This window comes from Pseudomonas sp. LBUM1666 (genome assembly GCF_059695775.1).
The window spans coordinates 5,627,309-5,649,496 of the sequence record NZ_CP166789.1 but is presented as its reverse complement, the minus strand read 5'-3'; the positions used below and the strand labels follow the sequence as shown (position 1 = coordinate 5,649,496).

The 22,188-nt window shown below is 58.9% G+C and carries 24 protein-coding genes; 15 read left to right on the top strand and 9 right to left on the bottom strand.

The features are described 5' to 3' along the window. The first annotated feature begins 22 nt into the window (after window positions 1–22). The 7 genes from ACA056_RS26145 (at window position 23) to trpE (ending at window position 7,914) form a co-directional block, all read left to right on the top strand. On the top strand, window positions 23–1,066 hold the full coding sequence (locus ACA056_RS26145; RefSeq protein ID WP_282381942.1) for an ABC transporter substrate-binding protein: 1,044 nt from the start codon (window positions 23–25) through the stop codon (window positions 1,064–1,066). A gap of 169 nt (window positions 1,067–1,235) precedes the next feature. Next, the gene (locus ACA056_RS26140) at window positions 1,236–2,483 is read left to right on the top strand and encodes an ABC transporter permease (RefSeq protein WP_497268768.1); all 1,248 of its coding nucleotides are present in this window, start codon (window positions 1,236–1,238) and stop codon (window positions 2,481–2,483) included. A 12-nt stretch (window positions 2,484–2,495) separates the two neighbouring features. Continuing rightward, window positions 2,496–3,320 carry an ABC transporter permease gene (locus ACA056_RS26135; protein ID WP_045059981.1) on the top strand — a complete coding sequence of 275 codons (825 nt, stop codon included), beginning with the start codon at window positions 2,496–2,498 and terminating at the stop codon, window positions 3,318–3,320. Window positions 3,321–3,632: 312 nt separating this feature from the next. Continuing rightward, on the top strand, window positions 3,633–4,781 hold the full coding sequence (locus ACA056_RS26130; protein WP_497268765.1) for an iron-containing alcohol dehydrogenase: 1,149 nt from the start codon (window positions 3,633–3,635) through the stop codon (window positions 4,779–4,781). Window positions 4,782–4,871: 90 nt separating this feature from the next. Further along, entirely contained in the window at window positions 4,872–5,546 is a 675-nt protein-coding gene (gene rpe, locus ACA056_RS26125) for a ribulose-phosphate 3-epimerase (RefSeq protein WP_008035979.1), read from the top strand. After that, complete coding sequence (locus tag ACA056_RS26120) at window positions 5,543–6,361, top strand: phosphoglycolate phosphatase (protein ID WP_497268763.1); 819 nt, start codon at window positions 5,543–5,545, stop codon at window positions 6,359–6,361. The genes rpe and ACA056_RS26120 overlap by 4 nt, the downstream gene beginning before the upstream one ends. A 71-nt stretch (window positions 6,362–6,432) precedes the next feature. Beyond that, window positions 6,433–7,914, top strand: coding sequence for an anthranilate synthase component I (gene trpE / locus ACA056_RS26115; RefSeq protein ID WP_497268761.1), 1,482 nt, complete (start codon window positions 6,433–6,435; stop codon window positions 7,912–7,914). Window positions 7,915–7,995: 81 nt separating this feature from the next. On the opposite strand, the gene estP is transcribed toward trpE, so the two are convergent. Together estP and ACA056_RS26105 are read right to left on the bottom strand one after the other, a co-directional pair. Further along, window positions 7,996–9,903, bottom strand: coding sequence for an esterase EstP (gene estP, locus ACA056_RS26110; RefSeq protein WP_497268759.1), 1,908 nt, complete (start codon window positions 9,901–9,903; stop codon window positions 7,996–7,998). Next, complete coding sequence (locus ACA056_RS26105) at window positions 9,900–10,262, bottom strand: hypothetical protein (RefSeq protein ID WP_497268757.1); 363 nt, start codon at window positions 10,260–10,262, stop codon at window positions 9,900–9,902. Before ACA056_RS26105 ends, estP begins: the two co-directional genes overlap by 4 nt. Before the next feature lie 47 nt (window positions 10,263–10,309). Between ACA056_RS26105 and ACA056_RS26100 the strand changes: the two genes are divergently transcribed. From ACA056_RS26100 to ACA056_RS26085, 4 genes are all read left to right on the top strand, one after another. Then, window positions 10,310–10,903 (top strand): aminodeoxychorismate/anthranilate synthase component II, encoded by a 594-nt coding sequence (locus ACA056_RS26100; RefSeq protein ID WP_033056198.1) that lies wholly within the window; start codon window positions 10,310–10,312, stop codon window positions 10,901–10,903. Between the two features lie 9 nt (window positions 10,904–10,912). Next, window positions 10,913–11,962, top strand: a complete 1,050-nt coding sequence (trpD, locus tag ACA056_RS26095) for an anthranilate phosphoribosyltransferase (RefSeq protein ID WP_056741323.1) — start codon at window positions 10,913–10,915, stop codon at window positions 11,960–11,962. After that, window positions 11,959–12,795, top strand: a complete 837-nt coding sequence (gene trpC, locus ACA056_RS26090; RefSeq protein ID WP_111452567.1) for an indole-3-glycerol phosphate synthase TrpC — start codon at window positions 11,959–11,961, stop codon at window positions 12,793–12,795. Before trpD ends, trpC begins: the two co-directional genes overlap by 4 nt. A 67-nt stretch (window positions 12,796–12,862) precedes the next feature. After that, window positions 12,863–13,564, top strand: coding sequence for a lipoate--protein ligase family protein (locus ACA056_RS26085; RefSeq protein WP_497268754.1), 702 nt, complete (start codon window positions 12,863–12,865; stop codon window positions 13,562–13,564). Here ACA056_RS26085 and crp read toward each other — a convergent pair. Further along, window positions 13,561–14,205, bottom strand: coding sequence for a cAMP-activated global transcriptional regulator CRP (gene crp / locus ACA056_RS26080; protein ID WP_008147233.1), 645 nt, complete (start codon window positions 14,203–14,205; stop codon window positions 13,561–13,563). The genes ACA056_RS26085 and crp overlap by 4 nt on opposite strands. Window positions 14,206–14,436: 231 nt before the next feature. Between crp and ACA056_RS26075 the strand changes: the two genes are divergently transcribed. Continuing rightward, window positions 14,437–14,859, top strand: coding sequence for an OsmC family protein (locus tag ACA056_RS26075; protein WP_008061600.1), 423 nt, complete (start codon window positions 14,437–14,439; stop codon window positions 14,857–14,859). A 239-nt stretch (window positions 14,860–15,098) separates the two neighbouring features. After that, window positions 15,099–15,893 carry an adenosylmethionine decarboxylase gene (gene speD / locus ACA056_RS26070; protein WP_497268751.1) on the top strand — a complete coding sequence of 265 codons (795 nt, stop codon included), beginning with the start codon at window positions 15,099–15,101 and terminating at the stop codon, window positions 15,891–15,893. Window positions 15,894–15,966: 73 nt separating this feature from the next. Here the strand turns inward: speD and coq7 are convergent, their stop codons facing one another. The 6 genes from coq7 to hemJ all read right to left on the bottom strand — a co-directional run bounded on the left by coq7 (window position 15,967) and on the right by hemJ (window position 20,466). Continuing rightward, window positions 15,967–16,614 (bottom strand): 2-polyprenyl-3-methyl-6-methoxy-1,4-benzoquinone monooxygenase, encoded by a 648-nt coding sequence (gene coq7 / locus ACA056_RS26065; protein WP_008147238.1) that lies wholly within the window; start codon window positions 16,612–16,614, stop codon window positions 15,967–15,969. 126 nt (window positions 16,615–16,740) lie between these two features. Further along, window positions 16,741–17,079: a histidine triad nucleotide-binding protein gene (locus tag ACA056_RS26060; protein ID WP_008147240.1), complete on the bottom strand. Its 339-nt coding sequence runs from the start codon at window positions 17,077–17,079 to the stop codon at window positions 16,741–16,743. Between the two features lie 83 nt (window positions 17,080–17,162). Continuing rightward, complete coding sequence (locus ACA056_RS26055) at window positions 17,163–17,951, bottom strand: SDR family NAD(P)-dependent oxidoreductase (RefSeq protein WP_046052341.1); 789 nt, start codon at window positions 17,949–17,951, stop codon at window positions 17,163–17,165. Window positions 17,952–18,013: 62 nt separating this feature from the next. Continuing rightward, complete coding sequence (locus ACA056_RS26050; protein WP_497268748.1) at window positions 18,014–18,979, bottom strand: DUF805 domain-containing protein; 966 nt, start codon at window positions 18,977–18,979, stop codon at window positions 18,014–18,016. A 56-nt stretch (window positions 18,980–19,035) separates the two neighbouring features. After that, the gene (locus ACA056_RS26045) at window positions 19,036–20,004 is read right to left on the bottom strand and encodes an NAD(P)H-dependent flavin oxidoreductase (protein WP_497268746.1); all 969 of its coding nucleotides are present in this window, start codon (window positions 20,002–20,004) and stop codon (window positions 19,036–19,038) included. Window positions 20,005–20,037: 33 nt separating this feature from the next. Next, a complete protein-coding gene (gene hemJ, locus ACA056_RS26040; RefSeq protein WP_282481848.1) occupies window positions 20,038–20,466 on the bottom strand; it encodes a protoporphyrinogen oxidase HemJ in 429 nt (142 codons plus the stop codon). Between the two features lie 135 nt (window positions 20,467–20,601). Between hemJ and argC the strand changes: the two genes are divergently transcribed. Continuing rightward, window positions 20,602–21,636: an N-acetyl-gamma-glutamyl-phosphate reductase gene (argC, locus tag ACA056_RS26035; protein WP_008147251.1), complete on the top strand. Its 1,035-nt coding sequence runs from the start codon at window positions 20,602–20,604 to the stop codon at window positions 21,634–21,636. 168 nt (window positions 21,637–21,804) lie between these two features. Then, complete coding sequence (erpA, locus tag ACA056_RS26030; protein WP_007947969.1) at window positions 21,805–22,155, top strand: iron-sulfur cluster insertion protein ErpA; 351 nt, start codon at window positions 21,805–21,807, stop codon at window positions 22,153–22,155. Window positions 22,156–22,188 lie beyond the last annotated feature (33 nt).

Genomic DNA, 22,188 nt, shown 5'->3' with positions numbered 1-22,188 from the left:
CTGCACGTGGAGAGAACAATAAATGTTGAGATCCCTGAAATTCACCGCTTTGGTCATGGGCATGATCGGTGCGGCACACGCAATGGCGGCGGGCCCGGACCTGACCGTGGTGTCCTTTGGCGGGGCGAACAAGGCAGCGCAGGTCAAAGCCTTCTACGCACCGTGGGAAGCGGCAGGCAACGGCAAGATCGTGGCGGGCGAGTACAACGGTGAGATGGCCAAGGTCAAAGCCATGGTCGACACCAAGAGCGTGTCCTGGGACCTGGTAGAAGTTGAATCGCCAGAACTGTCCCGTGGTTGCGACGAAGACATGTTCGAGCAGCTTGATCCGAAGTTGTTCGGCAAGTCCGAAGACTACGTCAAAGGCGCCATCCAGCCATGCGGCGTGGGCTTCTTCGTGTGGTCGACCGTGCTGGCCTACAACGCCGACAAACTGGCTTCCGCACCGACCAGTTGGGTGGATTTCTGGGACACCAAGAAATTCCCGGGCAAACGTGGCCTGCGCAAAGGCGCCAAGTACACCCTGGAATTCGCTCTGATGGCTGACGGCGTTGCGCCGAAAGACGTCTACAAAGTATTGGCCGGCAAGGATGGTCAGGACCGCGCGTTCAAGAAGCTCGATGAGCTGAAACCGAGCATCCAGTGGTGGGAAGCCGGCGCGCAACCGCCGCAGTACCTCGCTTCCGGCGACGTGGTCATGAGCTCGGCCTACAACGGCCGGATCGCTGCCGTGCAGAAAGAAAGCAACCTGAAAGTCGTGTGGAACGGCGGTATCTACGACTTTGACGCATGGGCCATCCCGAAAGGTCTGGATAAAGCACGCGCTGAAGCGGCGAAGAAATTCATCGCGTTCTCGGTGCAGCCGCAGCAGCAGAAGACCTACTCGGAAAACATCGCCTACGGCCCGGCCAACATTCAAGCCGTACCGTTGCTGGCCAAGGATGTCCTCAAAGACATGCCGACCACCCCGGAAAACATCGCCAACCAGGTGCAGATCGACGTCAGCTTCTGGGCTGACAACGGTGAGCAACTGGAACAGCGCTTCAATTCCTGGGCTGCGAAGTAAGCAATACCCTGTGGTTTGAACACCGCAATCCTTGTGGGAGCGAGCTTGCTCGCGATAGCAGTGGGGCAGTCAACATTGATGTTGAATGTAATGCCCCCATCGCGAGCAAGCTCGCTCCCACAGGTTGTTTGTATGCCTCTGTAACGATCAAAGATTTCCGGAGTACGCCATGGCCACCGCCATTCCCCTGAACGCGGGCACCGACCCCACCTTGAAGCAGCGGCTCAAGCACGCCGAGCGGATCAACCGCTGGAAAGCACAAGCCTTGATCGCGCCATTGGTGCTGTTTCTGTTGCTGGTGTTCCTGGTGCCCATCGTGGCGCTGCTCTACAAAAGTGTCGGTAACCCGGAAGTGGTCGGCGGCATGCCCCGCACCGTCGCGGCTATCGCCAGTTGGGATGGCCGAGGCCTGCCCGCTGAACCGGTTTACAAGGCGGCCAGCGAAGATCTCGCTGAAGCGCGCAAGAATCAGACCCTGGGCGACCTGTCCAAGCGCTTGAACATGGAGTTGGCCGGCTACCGCAGCCTGCTGACCAAAACTGCACGTGCCTTACCGTTCGCCACCGAACCGGCCTCTTATAAAGAAGCGTTGGAAGGTCTCGACGAGCGCTGGGGCGACCCGGCCTATTGGCAAGCCGTGCGCCGCAACACCAGCAACATCACACCTTATTACTTGCTGGCGGCGGTCGATCACCGTATCGACGACCTCGGCGAAATCGCCCCGGCCACACCCGATCAGGCGATCTACCTCGACATCTTCGCCCGGACCTTCTGGATGGGGCTGATCATCACCGTGATCTGCCTGTTGCTGGCTTATCCGTTGGCGTACTTGCTGGCGAACCTGCCATCACGCCAAAGCAATTTGCTGATGATTCTGGTGCTGTTGCCGTTCTGGACCTCGATTCTGGTGCGGGTTGCCGCGTGGATCGTGTTGCTGCAATCGGGTGGCTTGATCAACAGCGGCCTGATGGCCATGGGTATCATCGATAAGCCGCTCGAATTGGTGTTTAACCGCGTCGGGGTCTACATCTCCATGGTGCACATCCTGCTGCCGTTCATGATTCTGCCGATCTACAGCGTGATGAAAGGCATTTCGCCGACCTACATGCGCGCCGCGATTTCCCTCGGTTGCCACCCGTTCGCCAGTTTCTGGCGGGTGTACTTCCCGCAGACCTATGCCGGTGTCGGCGCCGGTTGCCTGTTGGTGTTCATCCTCGCCATCGGCTACTACATCACCCCGGCCTTGCTGGGCAGCCCGAACGATCAGATGGTCAGTTACTTCGTCGCCTTCTACACCAACACCAGCATCAACTGGGGCATGGCGACCGCACTCGGTGGGCTGCTGCTGTTGGCGACCGTGGTGCTTTATCTGATTTACAGCTGGCTGGTGGGCGCCAGTCGCCTGCGCCTGAGCTAAGGGGAGAATGAAATGCTGAGTCCTTATATGTCGCCCATCGAGCGGGTGTGGTTCTACAGCTTGCGGATTCTCTGCGGCTTGATTCTGTTGTTCCTGATTCTGCCGGTGCTGGTGATCATTCCGCTGTCATTCAACTCCGGGAGTTTTCTGGTGTACCCGTTGCAAGGCTTTTCGCTGCACTGGTACCAGGATTTCTTCGCTTCGGCGGAATGGATGCGGGCATTGAAGAACAGCATCATCGTTGCCCCGGCGGCGACCGTGCTGGCAATGATCTTCGGGACGCTTGCGGCTATCGGCCTGACTCGGGGTGATTTCCCGGGCAAGGCGCTGGTCATGGCCCTGGTGATTTCGCCGATGGTGGTGCCGGTGGTGATCATCGGTGTGGCGAGCTATCTGTTCTTCGCGCCTTTGGGGCTGGGTAACAGCTTCTTCTCGCTGATCGTGGTGCATGCGGTGTTGGGCGTGCCGTTTGTGATCATCACGGTATCGGCGACGTTGCAGGGGTTTAATCAAAACCTGGTGCGCGCCGCTGCGAGCCTCGGTGCCTCGCCATTGACGGCGTTTCGCCGAGTGACCTTGCCGTTGATCGCTCCCGGTGTGATTTCCGGTGCGCTGTTTGCCTTCGCGACTTCGTTCGATGAAGTGGTGGTGACGCTGTTCCTCGCCGGCCCTGAACAAGCTACATTGCCACGGCAGATGTTCAGCGGTATCCGCGAAAACCTCAGCCCGACCATCGCGGCGGCCGCAACGTTGCTGATTGCCTTCTCGGTGATCCTGCTGCTGACCCTGGAATGGTTGCGCGGGCGTAGCGAAAAACTGCGTACCGCGCAAGTTTAGTGGCGAGCTGAAGAGCCACCCCTCACCCCAGCCCTCTCCCCAGTGGGGAGAGGGGGAAAGGGGGCCGATCTCCAGCGTTTTCAGAGCCTGAGTTCAACTGGATATTTCAGGTCGATGTATAGCGAAAGACACCTCGGTCAGTCCCCTCTACCCCTTGGGGAGAGGGTTAGGGTGAGGGGCGGATCCAACTGACCCACCCAATACTTATCCACCACCGCAAACCAACCAATCATTCACCCCCCAAATAGCAGACAAACCCCAATCCCCAGCTACTCTTGTGCCCAGCTCCCCTATCTATAAGAGGCTGCGCACATGAGTCTTTCCTCTTTCAAAATCGCTCACAAACTAATCACCGGCGCAGGTGCCATCGAGCAACTGGCGGCTGAACTGACACGCCTGGACATCGACAACCCGCTGATCGTCACCGATGCCGCACTGGTCAAGTCCGGCACGGTCGAGCTGGCGCTGGCCCAGCTGGGTGACCGAACCTACGAAATTTTCGACCGTGTGTTGCCAGACCCGGAAATCGCCATCGTCGAAGATTGCATGCGGGTCTACCGCGAGGGTGGGCACGACGGACTGATCGGCCTGGGCGGCGGCAGTGCCATCGACATCGCCAAAAGTGTCGCGGCCTACGCCGGTTATCACGGGGCGTTGGAGGATCTGTTCGGCATCGATCAGGTGCCGCGCAAAGGCCCGCCGCTGATCGCCATCCCGACCACCGCCGGCACCGGCTCGGAAGTCACCAACGTGGCGATCCTCTCCGACAAGGTCGCGCAACTGAAGAAAGGCATCGTCAGCGACTATCTATTACCGGACGTGGCGCTGGTCAGTCCACAAATGACCCTGACCTGTCCGCGCAGTGTCACTGCCGCCAGTGGCGTCGATGCACTGGTGCACGCCATCGAATCCTATCTGTCGTTGAACGCCTCACCGATTACCGACGCGCTGGCCATCGGCGCCATCAAGCTCATCGCCAAGGCACTGCCGAAGGCTTACGCCAATCCGTCCAACCTCCAGGCCCGCGAAGACATGGCCACCGCCAGCCTGATGGCCGGTATGGCGTTTGGTAATGCCGGGGTCGGCGCGGTGCATGCATTGGCGTATCCGCTCGGCGGGCGGTTCAATATTGCACACGGGGTCAGTAATGCCTTGCTGCTGCCGTATGTCATGACCTGGAACAAAATGGCCTGCGTGGAGCGCATGCAGGATATTGCCGAGGCCATGGGCGTGAAGACCGCTCATCTGAGCGCCAACGACGCGGCCGACAAAGCCGTCGAGGCGATGACCGAGTTGTGCGCTGCGGTGGAAATCCCGCCGGGACTGCGCAGCTTCGGCGTTCCCGAAGACGCCCTCCCTGCCATGGCCGTGGAAGCGGCGGGAATTGAGCGCCTGATGCGCAACAATCCGCGCAAATTGAGCGCTGTCGATATCGAGAAGATCTACCGAGCGGCCTACTAGGGCGGGTCAATCATCGCGGCCACGGTGCGCGGGTCAAAGCATGAGGTATACAATGCGCGCCATCGTGATTCTGCTCAAAAAAGGTGCGTCATGCAGCCCTTCGTAATTGCTCCGTCGATTCTCTCCGCCGACTTCGCCCGCCTGGGTGAGGAAGTGGACAACGTCCTGGCCGCTGGCGCCGACTTCGTGCACTTCGATGTCATGGACAACCACTACGTGCCGAACCTGACCATCGGCCCGATGGTGTGTGCCGCGCTGCGCAAGTACGGCGTGACTGCGCCGATCGACGCGCACCTGATGGTCAGCCCGGTGGACCGCATCGTCGGTGACTTCATCGAAGCCGGCGCGACCTACATCACTTTTCACCCGGAAGCCACGCAGCACGTCGACCGTTCCCTGCAACTGATCCGCGAAGGTGGCTGCAAGTCGGGCCTGGTGTTCAACCCGGCGACCCCGCTGGACGTGCTCAAGTACGTGATGGACAAGGTCGACATGATCCTGCTGATGAGCGTCAACCCAGGCTTCGGCGGGCAGAAGTTCATCCCCGGCACCCTCGACAAGCTGCGTGAAGCGCGGGCGCTGATCGATGCTTCCGGGCGTGACATCCGCCTGGAAATCGACGGCGGCGTGAACGTGAACAACATTCGTGAAATCGCCGCTGCTGGCGCCGACACCTTCGTCGCCGGCTCGGCGATCTTCAATGCACCGAACTACCAAGAGGTGATTGAAAAGATGCGTTCCGAACTGGCGCTGGCCCGCCCATGAGTGGCTTTGAGCAGCTGTTCCCGGGGTCTCTGCCGCGGCTGGTGATGTTCGATCTGGATGGCACGCTGGTCGATTCGGTCCCCGACCTCGCAGCGGCTGTGGATAACATGCTGCTCAAACTCGGGCGTCAACCTGTCGGCATCGCATCGGTGCGTGATTGGGTAGGCAACGGCGTGCAAACGCTGGTGCGCCGGGCCTTGGCCAATCACATCGACGCCGAGGGTGTCGATGAGGTCGAGGCCGAGCATGCCCTGGAGTTGTTCAACGGCTTTTACGAAGACGGTCACGAGCTGACGGTGGTTTACCCCGGCGTGCGCGACACCCTGAAATGGCTGCACAAGCAGGGTGTCGAGATGGCGCTGATCACCAACAAGCCGGAGCGCTTCGTCGCGCCGCTGCTGGATCAGATGAAAATCGGTCGTTACTTCCGCTTGATCATCGGCGGCGACACCCTGCCACAGAAAAAGCCGGACCCGGCAGCGCTGTTTTTCGTGATGAAAATGACCAACATCCCGGCGTCGCAATCCTTGTTCGTCGGCGATTCGCGCAGCGATGTGCTGGCGGCGAAAGCGGCGGGGGTCAAATGCGTGGCGCTCAGTTACGGCTATAACCATGGCCGGCCGATTGCCGAAGAGTCGCCGGCGCTGGTGATCGACGATCTGCGCAAGTTAATTCGCGGTTGCCTGGATCCGGCCGCTGAGATAACGTTGCCCGACGCTGTTCAACCCCCTTCTGGAAACGCCATCGTGGTGGTCACTCGCAAACTCTGGATGAAAGTCATCAAGGCCCTGGCCCGCTGGCGTTGGCGCGCCTGACTTGTTCCTGGCCGGCGTACCGGCGCGTTTGCATACCTGACTGTTAGACCCTCAAGCCACGAGGCTACCCCATGATCCGCGAAGAATTCCTGCGTTTGGCCGCTGCCGGCTATAACCGCATCCCGCTTGCCTGCGAAACCCTGGCCGACTTCGACACGCCGTTGTCGATCTACCTGAAACTGGCCGACGAGCCCAACTCCTACCTGCTGGAATCGGTGCAGGGCGGGGAGAAGTGGGGCCGTTACTCGATCATCGGCCTGCCGTGCCGCACCGTGCTGCGGGTTCATGACCATCACATCAGCGTGATCCATGACGGCGTCGAGATCGAAAGCCACGAAGCTGAAGATCCGCTGGCGTTCGTCGAAGCGTTCAAGGCCCGTTACAACGTGCCGACCATCGCCGGCCTGCCGCGTTTCAATGGCGGTCTGGTGGGTTACTTCGGTTACGACTGCGTGCGCTATGTGGAAAAGCGTCTGGGCAAGTGCCCGAACCCGGATCCGTTGGGCGTGCCGGACATTCTGCTGATGGTTTCTGACGCGGTAGTGGTATTCGACAACCTCGCCGGCAAGATGCACGCGATTGTCCTGGCCGATCCCTCGCAAGACGATGCTTTCGAACAAGGTCAGGCGCGTCTGGAAGAGCTGCTGGAAAAACTCCGTCAGCCGATTACCCCGCGCCGTGGTCTGGATTTCAGCAAACAACAGTCTGCTGATCCGGTGTTTCGCTCCAGTTTCACCCAGGACGATTACGAAAAAGCCGTCGACACCATCAAGGAATACATCCTGGCCGGTGACTGCATGCAGGTCGTGCCGTCCCAGCGCATGTCGATCGACTTCAAGGCTGCGCCGATCGATCTGTACCGGGCGCTGCGTTGCTTCAACCCGACGCCTTATATGTACTTCTTCAACTTCGGCGACTTCCACGTCGTCGGCAGTTCGCCGGAAGTGCTGGTGCGGGTCGAAGACAACCTGATCACCGTGCGCCCGATCGCCGGCACCCGCCCACGCGGGGCCAACGAAGAGGCTGACCTGGCGCTGGAAAAAGACCTGCTGTCCGACGACAAGGAAATTGCCGAGCACTTGATGCTGATCGACCTGGGTCGTAACGACACCGGTCGGGTCTCGGAAATCGGTTCGGTGAAACTCACTGAAAAGATGGTGATCGAGCGTTATTCCAACGTGATGCACATCGTTTCCAACGTCACCGGTCAATTGAAGGCCGGGCTGACAGCGATGGACGCACTGCGGGCGATTCTGCCGGCGGGCACCTTGTCTGGCGCACCGAAGATTCGCGCGATGGAAATCATCGACGAACTGGAACCGGTCAAGCGTGGTGTCTACGGTGGCGCGGTCGGCTACTTCGCCTGGAACGGCAACATGGACACCGCGATCGCGATCCGCACCGCGGTGATCAAGAACGGCGAACTGCACGTGCAGGCAGGTGGCGGCATCGTTGCCGACTCGGTGCCGGCGCTGGAATGGGAAGAAACCCTGAACAAGCGCCGCGCGATGTTCCGTGCGGTGGCCCTGGCCGAGCAAACCCCGGCAAGCTGAGTTTCCACAAAGATCTCACCACCATAAAAAAACGCGGCACCTGTGAGGGAGCCGCGTTTTTTGTGCCTGCTGTTTGCCGGATTAAAAGTCCAGCGCAACCCCAACGGTAAGCCCTTGCTGGGTAAAGTCATCATCCTTGCGGAACGTATACCCACCGCGCAGCGCCAGATCGGCCGTCAACTTGTGGCTGACCCCCAGGCTCACGCGATTCAAGTGGCTTTGCGGTGTATAGCCATCCAGCTTGAAGTCCAGGGACGGCAGGCTGTTGAGCGCGATGTTTACTTTCTGAGTGTCATCCTCGTATTCACGCTCATATGCGTATTCGCCGAATATTTGAGTCTGCACGGTGAACTGATACTTACCCTGCAGCCCGGCCCCCAGACGTTTTGAATCGCGTTTCTGGTCATCAAAAGTCAGCGCTGTGGAACGAGTGCTGTTTTCCGAGTAGCCGTCGACTTCCACTTTCGCGTAATCGGCGCTGATGAACGGCGACAGGTGCCACTCGCTGCCCGGTTGTGCAATGTCGTAGCCAACCCGTGTGCTGAAGGCCCACAGATAGCCATCGGTATCACCTTTTTCCGCTCCTTCGCCGGCACCCAGATCGAATTTGCGTTTGAGGTTGTCGTAATCCAGCTTGCCGCCGGTCAACGCAGCATCGGCCCACCAGCGATTCTGCTGGAACTGGGCGAAGGCGGTGGCGAGGTAGCTGTTGAGTTTGTAGTCCGAATCGTTATTGCCTGCTTCCAGGTTCTGACGATAGAAACCCGCCGCCACACCGACGCGCCAAGCGTCATTGAGCCGATAGCTGCCGCCGATATTCAAGTTGTAACCGTTGCCATCGGCGCTGGCGCCGCTGCTTTGGCTATCGACATCCAGATGCTGACCGCCACCGGCGACAATCGCGCGCCATTGGCCGATCGCTTGCCAGTTCTCCCAGTCCGATTGCCATTGGCTGCGCAGTTCATCCTGGTGCGCACGCAAGGTAGCGTGGGCCATTTCCGGCAACAACGTCAGCTCCCAAGGCGCTGCCAGTAAGGAATAGGCGTAGTCGGAAATCAGTTTTTGCCCGGCTTCGGTCGGATGAACCCCATCGTTATAAATCAGCTTGCTGGGGTCCGGGGTGGCACTGTTGATGCCATACGTAGGGTTTTCGGTGCAGCTGTTACCGCTGAAACAGGTCGCCGTCAGGTTCTGGCCTGTAGCAAAACCGAATCGAGCCGGATCGGCGAAGGTTTCCTGCAACAGCAGCGGAATGTTCAACGGGATGATTTCGGCATCGATCCCCGCGAGACGGGTGACCAGTTGCCGGTTGAAGGCAGAGCTCAGTAGTGAGGTGGGTGTCTGCTGGGGCGTGCCATTGATGGCGGGCGTCAAACCCAGGTCGGGCAGCAGCCAGACCATAATGTACCGGGCGCCGGCGGTTTGCAGAACCTGGACGCTGTTGGCCAGACGATCCGCAGCGGCATTCGCCTGAGCGCCACTTTGTACACGCCCCTGAAGAAAATCGTTCCCGCCCCCGGAGATGTAATACAGCGCATTCGGATCGGCGCTGAAGTTGTTTGTCGGCAGATAGCCCGAACGCGTGCGTTCACCCGTGGCGGATACGCTGGTGATCGAGGTGAGGATCTGGTCGGTGCGATATCCGCCAACGGCCCAGTTATTACCGTCCGGCAGGCCCAGGTTCGCACGCGCCGCCGAGGTTGAAGCGGCCGTCTGGTCCGGTGAAAACCCGAGCTTGCCACCCAGCAGTTGGGTCGAGTTGGCGGAGTAGACTTCGCCGCTGCCGTCCTGGTAAACCGGTCCGGTCCGGTTGGTGAAGCGCAGGGTCGAGCCGGGAGGGCCGCCCGTGTCGGTAAACTGCCCGGCATCGTTGAGGCTATCGCCGAAGACGATGAAATTCGAATAAGGGTTGGGCGCCGCGATCGCCTGGGTGCAGGCCATAGCGAGCAGGCAGCCGGCAAGCGGTACAGCCAACGTCTGTCTGATCATGAGCAAGTCCGTTTGTTATTGTTGTAGTGAGCAAAACGACAGTGCCAAAAACTATAGAGCCTGTTGCCGTTCGGCGCGAACCCGTCAATTGTTTCAAGAGCTTCGATCGCCCCATATTGCACGCTCTGCCCAGCTAAGTTACTGTGCCAAGACGTATAAATGAGACCTTCCCCGTGTTGATCGTCAGCAAACTTCTGGATCAAGTCATCAAGGCACACGCCCGTTGGCGTTGGCGCGCCTGAATCCTTCTGCCGGCCCGGCCGGATCTTTACCGCTTTGCCTTCTTTACCCGTAAGACAAACCGCTTTGCAGCGCAACTCCAGCGACTGACAAAGTGCAGGACGCTGCGGGTAAATCATTCGAAGGCTGTATTCAAAGTCAGTAAATTCAAGAGGTTCTTAACGCCATGTTGCTGATGATCGATAACTACGACTCTTTTACCTACAACGTTGTGCAATACCTCGGTGAGCTCGGCTCCCAGGTCAAAGTCGTGCGCAACGATGAACTCACCATTGCCGAAATCGAAGCCCTCAACCCTGAGCGAATCGTCGTTTCGCCCGGCCCTTGCACGCCGAATGAAGCAGGCGTGTCGATTGATGTGATCAAACATTTTGGCGGTAAATTGCCGATTCTCGGCGTCTGCCTGGGTCATCAGTCCATCGGCCAGGCCTTTGGTGGAGATGTTGTGCGCGCCCGTCAGGTCATGCACGGCAAAACAAGCCCGGTGTTCCACGAGGACAAAGGCGTATTTGAAGGCCTGAACCATCCGCTGACAGTCACCCGCTATCATTCACTGATCGTCAAACGCGAAACCCTGCCCGATTGCCTGGAGCTGACCGCCTGGACTCAGCTTGAAGACGGTTCGGTCGACGAAATCATGGGCCTGCGCCACAAGACACTGAACATCGAGGGCGTCCAGTTTCACCCTGAGTCGATCCTCACCGAACAGGGCCACGAGCTGTTCGCTAATTTCCTCAAACAAACCGGCGGCACGCGCTAAGGACTTTTCATGAATATCAAGACAGCCCTGAGCCGTATCGTCGAACAGCTCGACCTCAGCACCGATGAGATGCGCGATGTGATGCGCGAAATCATGACCGGTCAATGCACGGATGCGCAGATCGGCGCGTTCATGATGGCCATGCGCATGAAGAGTGAAAGCATCGACGAGATCGTCGGCGCCGTGTCAGTCATGCGTGAGCTGGCAGACAAGGTCGAACTCAAGACCCTCGACGGCGTCGTCGATGTGGTGGGTACCGGTGGCGATGGCGCGAACATTTTTAACGTCTCGACCGCTTCCTCATTCGTGGTCGCGGCGGCGGGTTGCACCGTCGCCAAGCACGGCAACCGTGCGGTTTCGGGCAAAAGCGGCAGCGCCGATTTGCTGGAGGCGGCGGGTATCTACTTGAACCTGACCCCGGTTCAGGTCGCACGCTGCATCGACAACGTCGGTATCGGTTTCATGTTCGCCCAGACCCATCACAGCGCCATGAAACATGCCGCCGGCCCGCGCCGGGAGCTGGGCTTGCGTACGCTGTTCAACATGCTCGGCCCGCTTACGAATCCGGCCGGCGTGAAGCATCAGGTGGTGGGCGTATTCAATCAGGCGCTGTGCCGGCCGCTGGCTGAAGTCTTGCAGCGGATGGGCAGCAAGCACGTGCTGGTGGTGCATTCGAAGGATGGCCTGGACGAGTTCAGTCTGGCGGCACCCACCTTTGTGGCGGAATTGAAGGATGACCAGATCACCGAGTATTGGGTCGAGCCAGAAGACCTGGGCATGAAAAGCCAGAGCCTGCACGGTCTGGCAGTGGATAGCCCGGCGGCCTCGCTGGAGCTGATTCGCGATGCTCTGGGCAAGCGCAAGACTGAGAACGGTCAGAAAGCCGCGGAAATGATAATGCTCAATGCCGGTGCCGCGCTGTACGCCGCCGACCATGCCAGCAGTTTGAAAGAAGGCGTTGCCCTGGCGCACGATGCGCTGCACACAGGCCTCGCTCGGGAAAAACTGGAGGAGTTGGGTGCATTTACCGCGGTATTCAAAGTGGAGAATGAGGGATGAGTGTACCGACGGTTCTGGAAAACATTCTGGCCCGTAAAGTCCAGGAAGTCGCTGAGCGTAGCGCTCGCGTAAGCCTGGCGGAGCTGGAAAGTCTGGCCAAGGCGGCCGATGCACCCCGTGGTTTTGCCAAGGCATTGTTGGCTCAGGCCAAGCTCAAGCAGCCAGCGGTCATTGCGGAAATCAAGAAAGCTTCACCGAGCAAAGGCGTGATCCGCGAGAATTTCGTTCCCGCCGACATCGCCAAGAGTTACGAGAAGGGCGGCGCGACCTGTCTGTCAGTGCTGACGGATATCGATTACTTCCAGGGCGCCGACGTGTATCTGCAACAGGCGCGGGCGGCGTGCAAACTGCCGGTGATCCGTAAGGACTTCATGATCGATCCGTACCAGATCATTGAAGCTCGAGCGTTGGGCGCTGACTGCGTGCTATTGATCGTCTCCGCACTGGATGACGTGAAAATGGCCGAGTTGGCGGCCGTGGCCAAAAGCGTCGGCCTCGATGTGTTGGTGGAAGTTCACGATGGCGACGAGCTGGAACGGGCCTTGAAAACCCTCGACACTCCATTGGTCGGCGTCAACAACCGCAACCTGCATACCTTCGAAGTCAATCTGGAAACCACCCTCGATCTGTTGCCGCGTATCCCGCGTGATCGCTTGGTGATCACCGAAAGTGGCATTCTCAACCGGGCCGATGTTGAACTGATGGAAATCAGCGATGTGTACGCGTTCCTGGTTGGCGAAGCGTTCATGCGCGCCGAAAGCCCAGGCACCGAACTGCAGCGTCTGTTCTTTCCTGAGCGTGGCATCGCGGTGAGCGGTTCTACACTCGACTGAACGTGACTTAATGAAGAAGCCGGCGATGCCGGCTTTTTTGTACCCCAAACAAAGGATGTCTACTGCCATGACCCAGCCCATCGCCTTGACCGTCGAAGCCGGCCTGCTCGCCGAACAGGACCTGTTGGCCCATGTGTGCACCGGTGATTCGGAGTTTGGTCTGTTGTTCTGGCAGCCCAGTGACCGGGCGCTGGTCATGCCGCGGCGGTTGAATCGTCTGCCTGGATTCGAGGCCGCGTGCGAGGTTTCGGCTGCGGCGGGTTGGCCGGTGCTGTTGCGTGAGACCGGCGGTGAACCGGTGCCGCAATCGGCCTCAACGATCAACATCGCACTGGTCTACGCGCCACCGCGTAGCGAGGGTGACCAGAACCGCATCGAAACCGGTTATCGCCGACTTTGCGATCCGATTTGTCAGTTACTCGATGAACTGGGCGGCGTTTCGTCTTTGGGCGAAATAGAGGGTGCGTTCTGTGATGGCCGTTTCAACGTCAACCTTGATGGGCGCAAGATGGTCGGCACGGCTCAACGCTGGCGCCAGAGCAAGGGCGGTACGCGCCCGGTAGGGTTGGTGCACGGTGCTTTGTTGCTCGATAACGAGCGTGAGTCGATGGTTGCGGCGGTTAACCGTTTCAATGAAGCCTGTGGCCTGGAGCAGCGAGTTCGCGCCGAGAGCCACATCGCCCTGCATGAAAAATATGCAGCACCTGATGCGCTGGAGCGACTCGACACGTTGTACCGCCAGTTGCTGGCAGACATGTTCAGGGCTTAGCGCGTACCGAAGACCACCATGGTCTTGCCTTTGACGTCCACCAGGTTACGTTCTTCCAGGTCCTTGAGTACGCGACCAACCATCTCACGTGAACAACCGACAATCCGCCCGATTTCCTGACGGGTTACCTTGATCTGCATGCCATCGGGATGGGTCATGGCATCCGGCTGTTTGCACAGTTCCAGCAGGCAGCGTGCGACGCGGCCGGTAACGTCGAAGAATGCCAGGTCACCCACTTTGCGGGTGGTGTTACGCAGGCGCTGTGCGATTTGTCCGCTGAGCACGTAAAGAATGTCTGGATCCTGTTGGGACAGCTCGCGGAATTTCGCGTAGCTGATTTCCGCGACTTCGCATTCGATCTTGGCGCGCACCCAGGCGCTGCGTTCCTGTTCCAGGCCGGCCTGTTCGAACAGGCCCAACTCGCCGAAAAAGTCTCCGGAGTTCAGGTAGGCGATGATCATTTCGCGGCCGTCGTCATCCTCGATCAGGATGGTGACCGAACCTTTGATGATGAAGAACAACGTGTCCGAGCGGTCGCCGGCACAAATGATGTTGCTTTTGGCCGCATAACGACGGCGCTGGCAGTGCATCAACAGCTTGTCGAGGTTCTTGATTTTGGGTGTTGGGGTAATAGCAACCATGGTTGTATCCCGAAAAGACTTCACGGTGTGTTTGGTTTTCTTATGAGTCGCTGAGGTTGCTACAAAGCTGGCTATGCGCCAGTGAATTGGCGCCAGCTTAACAGACACTTCCTGCAATATTCGAGAATTTACCTACAGCGCAGCGGCTTGCGTCGTAGGAAGGCGAGACGTCGTCAATCAAGGCCCCTGTGCTAAGCTGGCGACCCTTTTTTATACAGTGGAGTCTTGGCGATGAAGGCACGCATCCAATGGGCTGGCGAAGCCATGTTCCTCGGCGAATCCGGCAGCGGTCATGTCGTGGTCATGGATGGTCCGCCCGATGCCGGCGGCCGCAACCTGGGTGTCCGGCCGATGGAAATGCTCCTGCTGGGTGTTGGCGGTTGCAGCAATTTCGACGTGGTCAGCATCCTCAAGAAGTCCCGTCAGGCCGTTGAAAGCTGCGAAGCCTTCCTCGAAGCCGAGCGTGCCACCGAAGATCCGAAGGTATTCACCAAGATCCACATGCACTTCGTGGTCAAGGGCCGAGGCTTGAAAGAAGCCCAGGTCAAACGCGCCATCGAGCTGTCTGCCGAGAAGTATTGCTCGGCGTCGATCATGCTGGGCGCGGCGGGCGTAGAGATCACCCACGACTACGAGATCATCGAGCTCGGTTGAATCGACATTCAACTATCATAAAGGCAGTGCAGACTGTGGCGATCCCAAGCTGACGTCTGCACAATGCGCCACTTTTTTCAGGGTAGTGGCCCGTCCGCCGACAGGCCGCGCACCCGAACAGATAACCAAAATCGCCATTGCGAAGAGGTGTTAACCCGTCCTACGCAGGTGCGTCGTTCGCAGCTGACGGGCATGCTTGATCACGCGGCCGGTCCGCAATACACAGAGAGCGTCTAACGGTGAAAAGCAAACTCAAGCTCCACGGGTTCAATAACCTGACAAAGACCTTGAGCTTCAACATCTATGACATCTGCTACGCGCAAACCCCGCAAGACCAACAGGCTTACGTCGAGTACATCAATAAAGAGTACAACGCGAAGCGCCTGACGCAGATCCTCACAGAAGTTGTCGATATCATTGGTGCCAACATCCTGAACATTGCCAGTCAGGATTATGAGCCCCAAGGCGCCAGTGTCACGATTCTGATCTCCGAAGAGCCGGTGACCCCGACCGACAGCCAGATCGAAGAGTCCCCGGGCCCGCTGCCTGAAATTATCCTGGCCCACCTCGACAAGAGCCACATCACGGTGCACACCTACCCGGAAATCCATCCGGACGATGGCATCGCGACATTCCGTGTGGACATTGATGTGTCGACTTGTGGCGTCATTTCACCGCTCAAGGCGCTCAACTTCCTGATTCACCAGTTCGATTCGGACATCGTGACCGTGGATTATCGTGTGCGCGGTTTCACCCGTGACGTGGAAGGCAAAAAGCACTTCATCGACCACGAGATCAACTCGATTCAGAACTACCTTTCCGAAGACACCCGCGACGCGTACCAGATGACCGACGTGAACGTGTACCAGGAAAACCTGTTCCACACCAAAATGCTGCTGAAGAACTTCGAACTGGATAACTACCTGTTCGGCGACGCCACCAGCAGCCTGTCCGCTGAGCAGCGTGCCCAGGTGACTGACCGCGTGAAACACGAAATGCTGGAAATCTTCTACGCGCGCAACATGCCGAGCTGATTTTCTGCGAGCAAAAAAAAGGGCGCTGAAAAGCGCCCTTTTTTGTGCCCGGGTTTTTTTGGGGTGAGGGGGGTCAGATCCGGTAAGTACTCTTGGTCATGACCTTGGCCATCAGGCTCATGCCGAACTTCACCGGTGCCGGGAAGCGGAAACCCCCAGCCTCCAGCGCGCTTTCGGCGTGGTGTTCTTCATCAATGCGCATCTGTTCGAGGATCGCCCGGGACTTTTCGTCCTCGGCTGGCAGTTGCTCAAGGTGTTCGTTGAGGTGTTTGCAGACCTGATGCTCGGTAGCAGCAACGAAACCCAGGCTGACTTTATCGCTGATCAACCCGGCCACCGCGCCAATCCCGAACGACATGCCATAGAACAGCGGATTGAGAATACTGGTGTGGCTGCCCAACTGTTTTATGCGTTGTTCGCACCAGACCAGGTGGTCGATTTCTTCTTCGGCGGCATGTTCCATGGCGGCGCGCACTTGCGGCAGCTTGGCGGTCAGGGCCTGACCCTGATACAGCGCCTGGGCACAGACTTCGCCGGTATGGTTGATGCGCATCAGACCGGCGACGTGCCGGGTGTCTTCGTCGCTCATTTGCGCATCCGGCTGAACGATAGCGGGCGAAGGACGGTACGGCTGGCCACTGAAGGGCAACAAGGTACGCATCGCGGCATCGGCTTGCAGCAGAAGGCGGTCAATCGGCGAGTAGTGACGTTGGGTAGTCATGCTGACCTCCGGGAAGAATCTCGGCGGCCAGTTTAACCCAATCGGCCGGGGAAGGTTTGCGCTGGGTCATTGCGACGCAGGTGCTTGTGGGAGCGGGATTGCCCACCCCCACAGGGCTTACTGCAATCAGCCCGGCGGCCAATGCATCTGGCGCTGACCCAATACATGCATATGTATGTGATAGACGGTCTGCCCACCCAGTGGATTGCAATTCATGACCACGCGGAAGCCCTCTTCGCAACCCAGTTCCAGGGCCAGACGCTGGGCGGTGAACAGAATATGCCCAGCCAATGCCTTGTCGTCCTCGGTCAGGTCGTTAAGCGTGCGCACCGCTTTTTTTGGAATCACCAGAAAATGCACCGGTGCCTGTGGGGCGATGTCGTGGAAGGCCAGTACCTGGTCGTCCTCGTAAATGATCTTCGCCGGGATTTCCCGGTTGATGATCTTGGTGAACAGAGTATCCACAGCTTTTTTCTCCGTTGTTTGGGCTGGCCTGAGTGTAACCATGGGTTATGCCCGAGGCCCAGCCTTTTACCTTGAGGGTGCGATCAGCGCGGGCAGTAAGCCTTGTTGACCATGCCGGCGATTGTCCGGGTCAGCCAGCGCGAGCCGAGTCGCGGAAGGAAGGCGCGCCAGCGGTTGCGTCGACCCGGAATAATGATGGCGCGATTTTTCTCCAGAGCCCGGACGGTGTAGAGCGCGACTTCCTCGGGGCTCATCAGCATTTTGCTGTCGACCAGTTTGCCAGCGTCCAATTGCGCGGTGCGGAAAAACGCCGTGCGGGTAGGGCCGGGGCAGAGCACCGACACCTTGACCGCGCATTTTTTCAGTTCGACGCGCAACCCTTCGGAAAAGTGCAGCACATAAGCCTTGCTGGCGTAGTAAGTACTCATCCACGGGCCGGGATGGAACGCCGCTACCGAGGCGACATTCAAAATCTGCCCGCCGCCCTGCAGCGCCATACTGTTGCCGATAGCGTGACACAGGCGAGTGAGCGCGAGGATGTTCACTTCGATCAGGTCCTGCTCGGTCATCCAGTCCTGAGCCAGGAATGGGCCGCAGGTGCCGATGCCGGCGCAGTTGACCAGCAAATCGATCTGTCGGTCACCTTCCTCCAGCTCCAGCAGAAAACCGGACAGCCGTAGTGGCTCGCCGAGGTCACAGGCTCGGAACAGCACTTCCACGCCAAAACGTTGAGTCAGTTCAATCGCAATACTTTCCAGCTGATCACGCTGACGGGCCACCAGAATCAGGCTGCGGCCGCGCCGGGCCAGCGCTTCGGCCATCGCCAGGCCGATGCCGCTGGAAGCGCCAGTGATCAGAGCGTAACGGGTCATGCATTTCTCCATCGCAACAGCTCCGCGCCGGCGACGCAGGTGTCACGGGCGGGGAGCGCTGTTCATTCTTTCGCAGAGTCTACAGGGGGCTGGGCTTCTTCGGCTGCATCGTCGGCTGAATTTGGCGCTGGCTCTGCTTCCACGGCGGTTTGATCTTCGATCTCTTCGGTGGTCACGGAGTCACTTTCATAGCTGCTCTGGGTGGCGCTTTCGTATTCGCTCTGAATGGTAGTAAGGCCACCGGTCAGTCCGCCGATGAACAGGATCGCGATAAACACCAGCCACAGTGATGACAGGATCTTGACCGCGGTGCTGTTGGGCGGTGGTGGCGCACCGTATCGATTGGCGTTGTTATTACCCGGCGCGATCATCATCACGAACGGAAAGATGCTGCCCACGAACGGCACGAGGGTCAGCAGCCAGAGCCAGCCAGACCAGCCGATATCGTGTAGACGCTGGACACTGAACTGAATGCTGACGAACGCGAGCGCCACGAAGAGAATAAAGGCCAGCAAGCCACCGAGAATCAGGCCGGCGGTCGAGTCCGTAGTGATGAGGGCCAAGCCGAAAACAGCAAGCACAGCACCAACACTAAGGGTCACCAGCGTCAGCGACATCGTCCAGGCCAGATAACGCAAGCGGCCGATGCGACCGTCGAAGCTGAACGGCTTGAGTGTGGAAAACGCAGGCAAGGCTTCGCCAACGGTGGCCTGAGGTGGTGCGTAAGGGGATTCGGGATCTGCCGCGACGGCAGGGGCGTGTTCATGAACGTCAGCCAGGTTCAGCTCGATCGAGGGTTCGGATTCGATCCGGGCATCGATACCGGTTTTGGTCAGCGCCTGGAGATAAGTCTGCGCATCGACCTGCGACAGGTCGCGTTTGAGCGCAACCGGCTTGCCACTGAACAGCCGCTCGATGGCAGCCACATCGCTTTTGAACAACTCGGCGAGATTGAGCTTGGCGGTGGTGACGTCAACACCTGGCAGCAGAGCGCCGTCGAACACGATCTTGAAACGGTTTTCGCTCATAGCGTGGCATCCTTGTCGTGTAAAGCCAGCCGGAATGGACTGGCCCGGTTTTCCTGTCAGCGCGGCCAGCGCTTGGGCAGCGTTGCCGCCAGCTCCAGTGCTTTGCGGTACTCGGCATCGAGACGAGCGACCAATTGATCGACACTCGGCAGGTCATCGATTTCGCCGACGCCCTGGCCTGCGGACCAAACGGTTTTCCAGGCTTTGGCTTCATCGCTTATAGGCTTGAGTTTGGAGCCGAAGTCCACCTCACCTTTGCCTTGCAGCGCTGCCATGTCGAAACCCGCAGCCTCAAGGCTCTGACGCATAAAGCTCGCGGGTACGCCCGACACCGCTGGAGTATGGACGATGTCCGCGGCTCTGGAAGTCAGCAGCATCTCTTTATAGGCGTCAGGCGCATGACTTTCGGTGGTGCCGATAAATCGCGTACCGAAGTAGGCCAGATCCGCACCGAGCAATTGTGCCGCGAGAATCTCGTGGCCGTGGTTCAGGCAACCGGCCAGCAGCAGGGTCTTGTCGAAGAATTGGCGTATCTCGGCAATCAGCGAGAACGGGCTCCAGGTTCCGGCGTGTCCACCGGCGCCTGCTGCCACGGCGATCAAACCGTCGACCCCTGCCTCGGCAGCTTTCTCTGCATGGCGACGAGTCGTCACGTCATGGAACACCAGACCGCCATAGCTGTGCACTGCATCGACCAGTTCTTTCACAGCGCCGAGACTGGTGATCACAATCGGCACTTTGTGCTCGATGCAGATCGCCAGGTCCGCTTGCAGCCGCGGGTTGCTGTTGTGGACGATCAGGTTCACCGCATAAGGCGCCGGATTCTCCAATGTCGCCAATCCTGCTTCGATCTCTTCCAGCCAGGCCTTGAAGCCGCTGCTCTCGCGCTGATTCAGTGCGGGGAAGCTGCCCACCACGCCATTACGGCAGCAGGCGAGCACCAATTGTGGGTTGGAAATCAGGAACATCGGCGCTGCCACCACTGGTAGACGCAAGCGTTGTTCGAGCAGAGCGGGCAGCGACATTGGAAGTACTCCGGTGAGTTGTGCTTATTGGAGTTAGAACGGTCGAACGACGACCAGAATTACAATGGCCAGCAATATCAGAACCGGCACTTCATTGAACCAGCGATAAAAGACATGACTGCGGGTGTTCTCGCCACGGGCAAAACGTTTCACCTGGGCGCCGCACATGTGGTGGTAGCCGATCAGGATCACCACCAGGGTCAACTTGGCGTGTATCCACGCGCCTTGGCTGAAGATGCTGGGGTTGAGGGCGATCAGTGCGATGCCGAATACCAGGGTGGCGATCATCGCCGGCCCCATGATGCCCCGGTACAGCTTGCGCTCCATGATACTGAAGCGTTCCTTGCTGACGGTGTCTTCGCTTTGAGCGTGATAGACGAACAGGCGCGGCAGGTAAAACAGGCCGGCAAACCAGCAGACCATGCTGACGATGTGAAGCGCTTTGAGCCACAGATAAAGCATTTTTAGTTATTCCCAGGTTCACGGTAGCCCGGATAGTAGAGGCTTGAGCGTCCGCACGTCACCTTGCCGGTTGTCGCAGGACGATACGGGCCCTATTATCGACGGCTTTCCAGTGGGTTCGTTGAGGGCAGGTTTATGGTCAAGGTCGGTATCGTCGGCGGCACGGGTTACACCGGTGTCGAACTGCTGCGTCTGTTGGCACAGCATCCGCAAGCTGAAGTGGTAGTGATCACTTCCCGATCCGAGGCCGGTCTGGCCGTGGCTGATATGTATCCGAACCTGCGCGGTCATTACGATGGCCTGGCGTTCAGCGTTCCGGACATCAAGACGCTGGGTGCTTGCGATGTGGTGTTCTTCGCCACGCCTCACGGTGTTGCTCATGCCCTGGCCGGCGAACTGTTGGCGGCCGGGACCAAAGTCATCGACCTGTCGGCGGACTTCCGTCTGCAAGACGCCGATGAGTGGGCCAAGTGGTACGGTCAACCGCACGGCGCGCCGGAACTGCTGGAAGAGGCGGTTTACGGCTTGCCGGAAGTCAATCGCGAGCAGATCAAGCAGGCTCGTCTGATCGCCGTGCCGGGTTGCTACCCGACCGCGACGCAATTGGGTTTCCTGCCATTGCTGGAAGCAGGTCTGGCCGATACCACTCGCTTGATTGCTGACTGCAAATCCGGTGTCAGTGGTGCCGGTCGTGGCGCGTCTGTAGGTTCGTTGTACTCCGAGACGTCGGAAAGCATGAAGGCTTACGCCGTCAAAGGTCACCGTCACCTGCCGGAAATCCGCCAGGGCCTGCGTCGCGCTGCGGGCAAGGACGTCGGTCTGACGTTCGTTCCGCACCTGACGCCAATGATTCGAGGCATCCACTCGACGCTCTACGCGACGGTCGTGGATCGCTCGGTGGATCTGCAGGCGCTGTTTGAAAAGCGCTATGCCAACGAACCGTTCGTCGATGTCATGCCCGCTGGCAGCCATCCGGAAACCCGCAGCGTGCGCGGTGCCAACGTTTGCCGTATTGCGGTGCACCGTCCACAGGATGGTGACCTGGTGGTGGTGTTGTCGGTGATCGACAACCTGGTCAAAGGCGCGTCGGGGCAGGCGGTGCAGAACATGAACATCCTGTTTGGGCTGGATGAGCGCCTGGGCTTGTCCCACGCTGGCATGTTGCCGTAAGGCTTTAGCCCGCTCAGCAAAAAGGCCCGTCTGACGGGCCTTTTTGCATTTCGAGCCGGCAATCGGGTTTATTGATATACCGTAACAATAGTTGACCGATTTTCTAGGAGAAGCGGATAATGCGCGTCATCACGCATTATGGCGGCGTAACGCCGGGAGATAGTTAGCATGAGCGTCGAATCCTTCACCCCCACGGCTTTGCAATTCACCCACGGTGCCGCGCACAAGGTGAAGAGCCTGGTCGATGAAGAGGGGAATGATCGCTTGAAACTGCGCGTATTCGTTACGGGCGGCGGTTGTTCAGGTTTTCAGTACGGCTTTACCTTCGATGAAGAAGTGGCCGATGACGACACCATCGTCGAACGCGAAGGGGTGAGTCTGGTCGTTGATCCGATGAGCTTCCAGTATCTGGCAGGTGCCGAGGTGGATTATCAGGAAGGTCTGGAAGGTTCGCGCTTTGTGATCAAGAATCCGAACGCCAGCACCACGTGTGGCTGCGGCTCTTCGTTCTCGATCTGATCGCGCTTCACCGCATTACCAGGCGCCGCATGG

Coding starts and splice junctions, on each gene's coding strand:
- estP (WP_497268759.1), bottom strand. CDS start 9,903: ATGATCAGACAGACGTTGGCTGTACCGCTTGCCGGCTGCCTGCTCGCT.
- trpC (WP_111452567.1), top strand. CDS start 11,959: ATGAGTGTACCGACGGTTCTGGAAAACATTCTGGCCCGTAAAGTCCAG.
- hemJ (WP_282481848.1), bottom strand. CDS start 20,466: ATGCTTTATCTGTGGCTCAAAGCGCTTCACATCGTCAGCATGGTCTGC.
- erpA (WP_007947969.1), top strand. CDS start 21,805: ATGAGCGTCGAATCCTTCACCCCCACGGCTTTGCAATTCACCCACGGT.
- ACA056_RS26130 (WP_497268765.1), top strand. CDS start 3,633: ATGAGTCTTTCCTCTTTCAAAATCGCTCACAAACTAATCACCGGCGCA.
- ACA056_RS26085 (WP_497268754.1), top strand. CDS start 12,863: ATGACCCAGCCCATCGCCTTGACCGTCGAAGCCGGCCTGCTCGCCGAA.
- ACA056_RS26055 (WP_046052341.1), bottom strand. CDS start 17,951: ATGACCCGTTACGCTCTGATCACTGGCGCTTCCAGCGGCATCGGCCTG.
- ACA056_RS26145 (WP_282381942.1), top strand. CDS start 23: ATGTTGAGATCCCTGAAATTCACCGCTTTGGTCATGGGCATGATCGGT.
- ACA056_RS26135 (WP_045059981.1), top strand. CDS start 2,496: ATGCTGAGTCCTTATATGTCGCCCATCGAGCGGGTGTGGTTCTACAGC.
- argC (WP_008147251.1), top strand. CDS start 20,602: ATGGTCAAGGTCGGTATCGTCGGCGGCACGGGTTACACCGGTGTCGAA.
- ACA056_RS26120 (WP_497268763.1), top strand. CDS start 5,543: ATGAGTGGCTTTGAGCAGCTGTTCCCGGGGTCTCTGCCGCGGCTGGTG.
- rpe (WP_008035979.1), top strand. CDS start 4,872: ATGCAGCCCTTCGTAATTGCTCCGTCGATTCTCTCCGCCGACTTCGCC.
- trpE (WP_497268761.1), top strand. CDS start 6,433: ATGATCCGCGAAGAATTCCTGCGTTTGGCCGCTGCCGGCTATAACCGC.
- ACA056_RS26100 (WP_033056198.1), top strand. CDS start 10,310: ATGTTGCTGATGATCGATAACTACGACTCTTTTACCTACAACGTTGTG.
- ACA056_RS26140 (WP_497268768.1), top strand. CDS start 1,236: ATGGCCACCGCCATTCCCCTGAACGCGGGCACCGACCCCACCTTGAAG.
- ACA056_RS26050 (WP_497268748.1), bottom strand. CDS start 18,979: ATGAGCGAAAACCGTTTCAAGATCGTGTTCGACGGCGCTCTGCTGCCA.
- crp (WP_008147233.1), bottom strand. CDS start 14,205: ATGGTTGCTATTACCCCAACACCCAAAATCAAGAACCTCGACAAGCTG.
- coq7 (WP_008147238.1), bottom strand. CDS start 16,614: ATGACTACCCAACGTCACTACTCGCCGATTGACCGCCTTCTGCTGCAA.
- ACA056_RS26105 (WP_497268757.1), bottom strand. CDS start 10,262: ATGATTTACCCGCAGCGTCCTGCACTTTGTCAGTCGCTGGAGTTGCGC.
- ACA056_RS26075 (WP_008061600.1), top strand. CDS start 14,437: ATGAAGGCACGCATCCAATGGGCTGGCGAAGCCATGTTCCTCGGCGAA.
- trpD (WP_056741323.1), top strand. CDS start 10,913: ATGAATATCAAGACAGCCCTGAGCCGTATCGTCGAACAGCTCGACCTC.
- ACA056_RS26045 (WP_497268746.1), bottom strand. CDS start 20,004: ATGTCGCTGCCCGCTCTGCTCGAACAACGCTTGCGTCTACCAGTGGTG.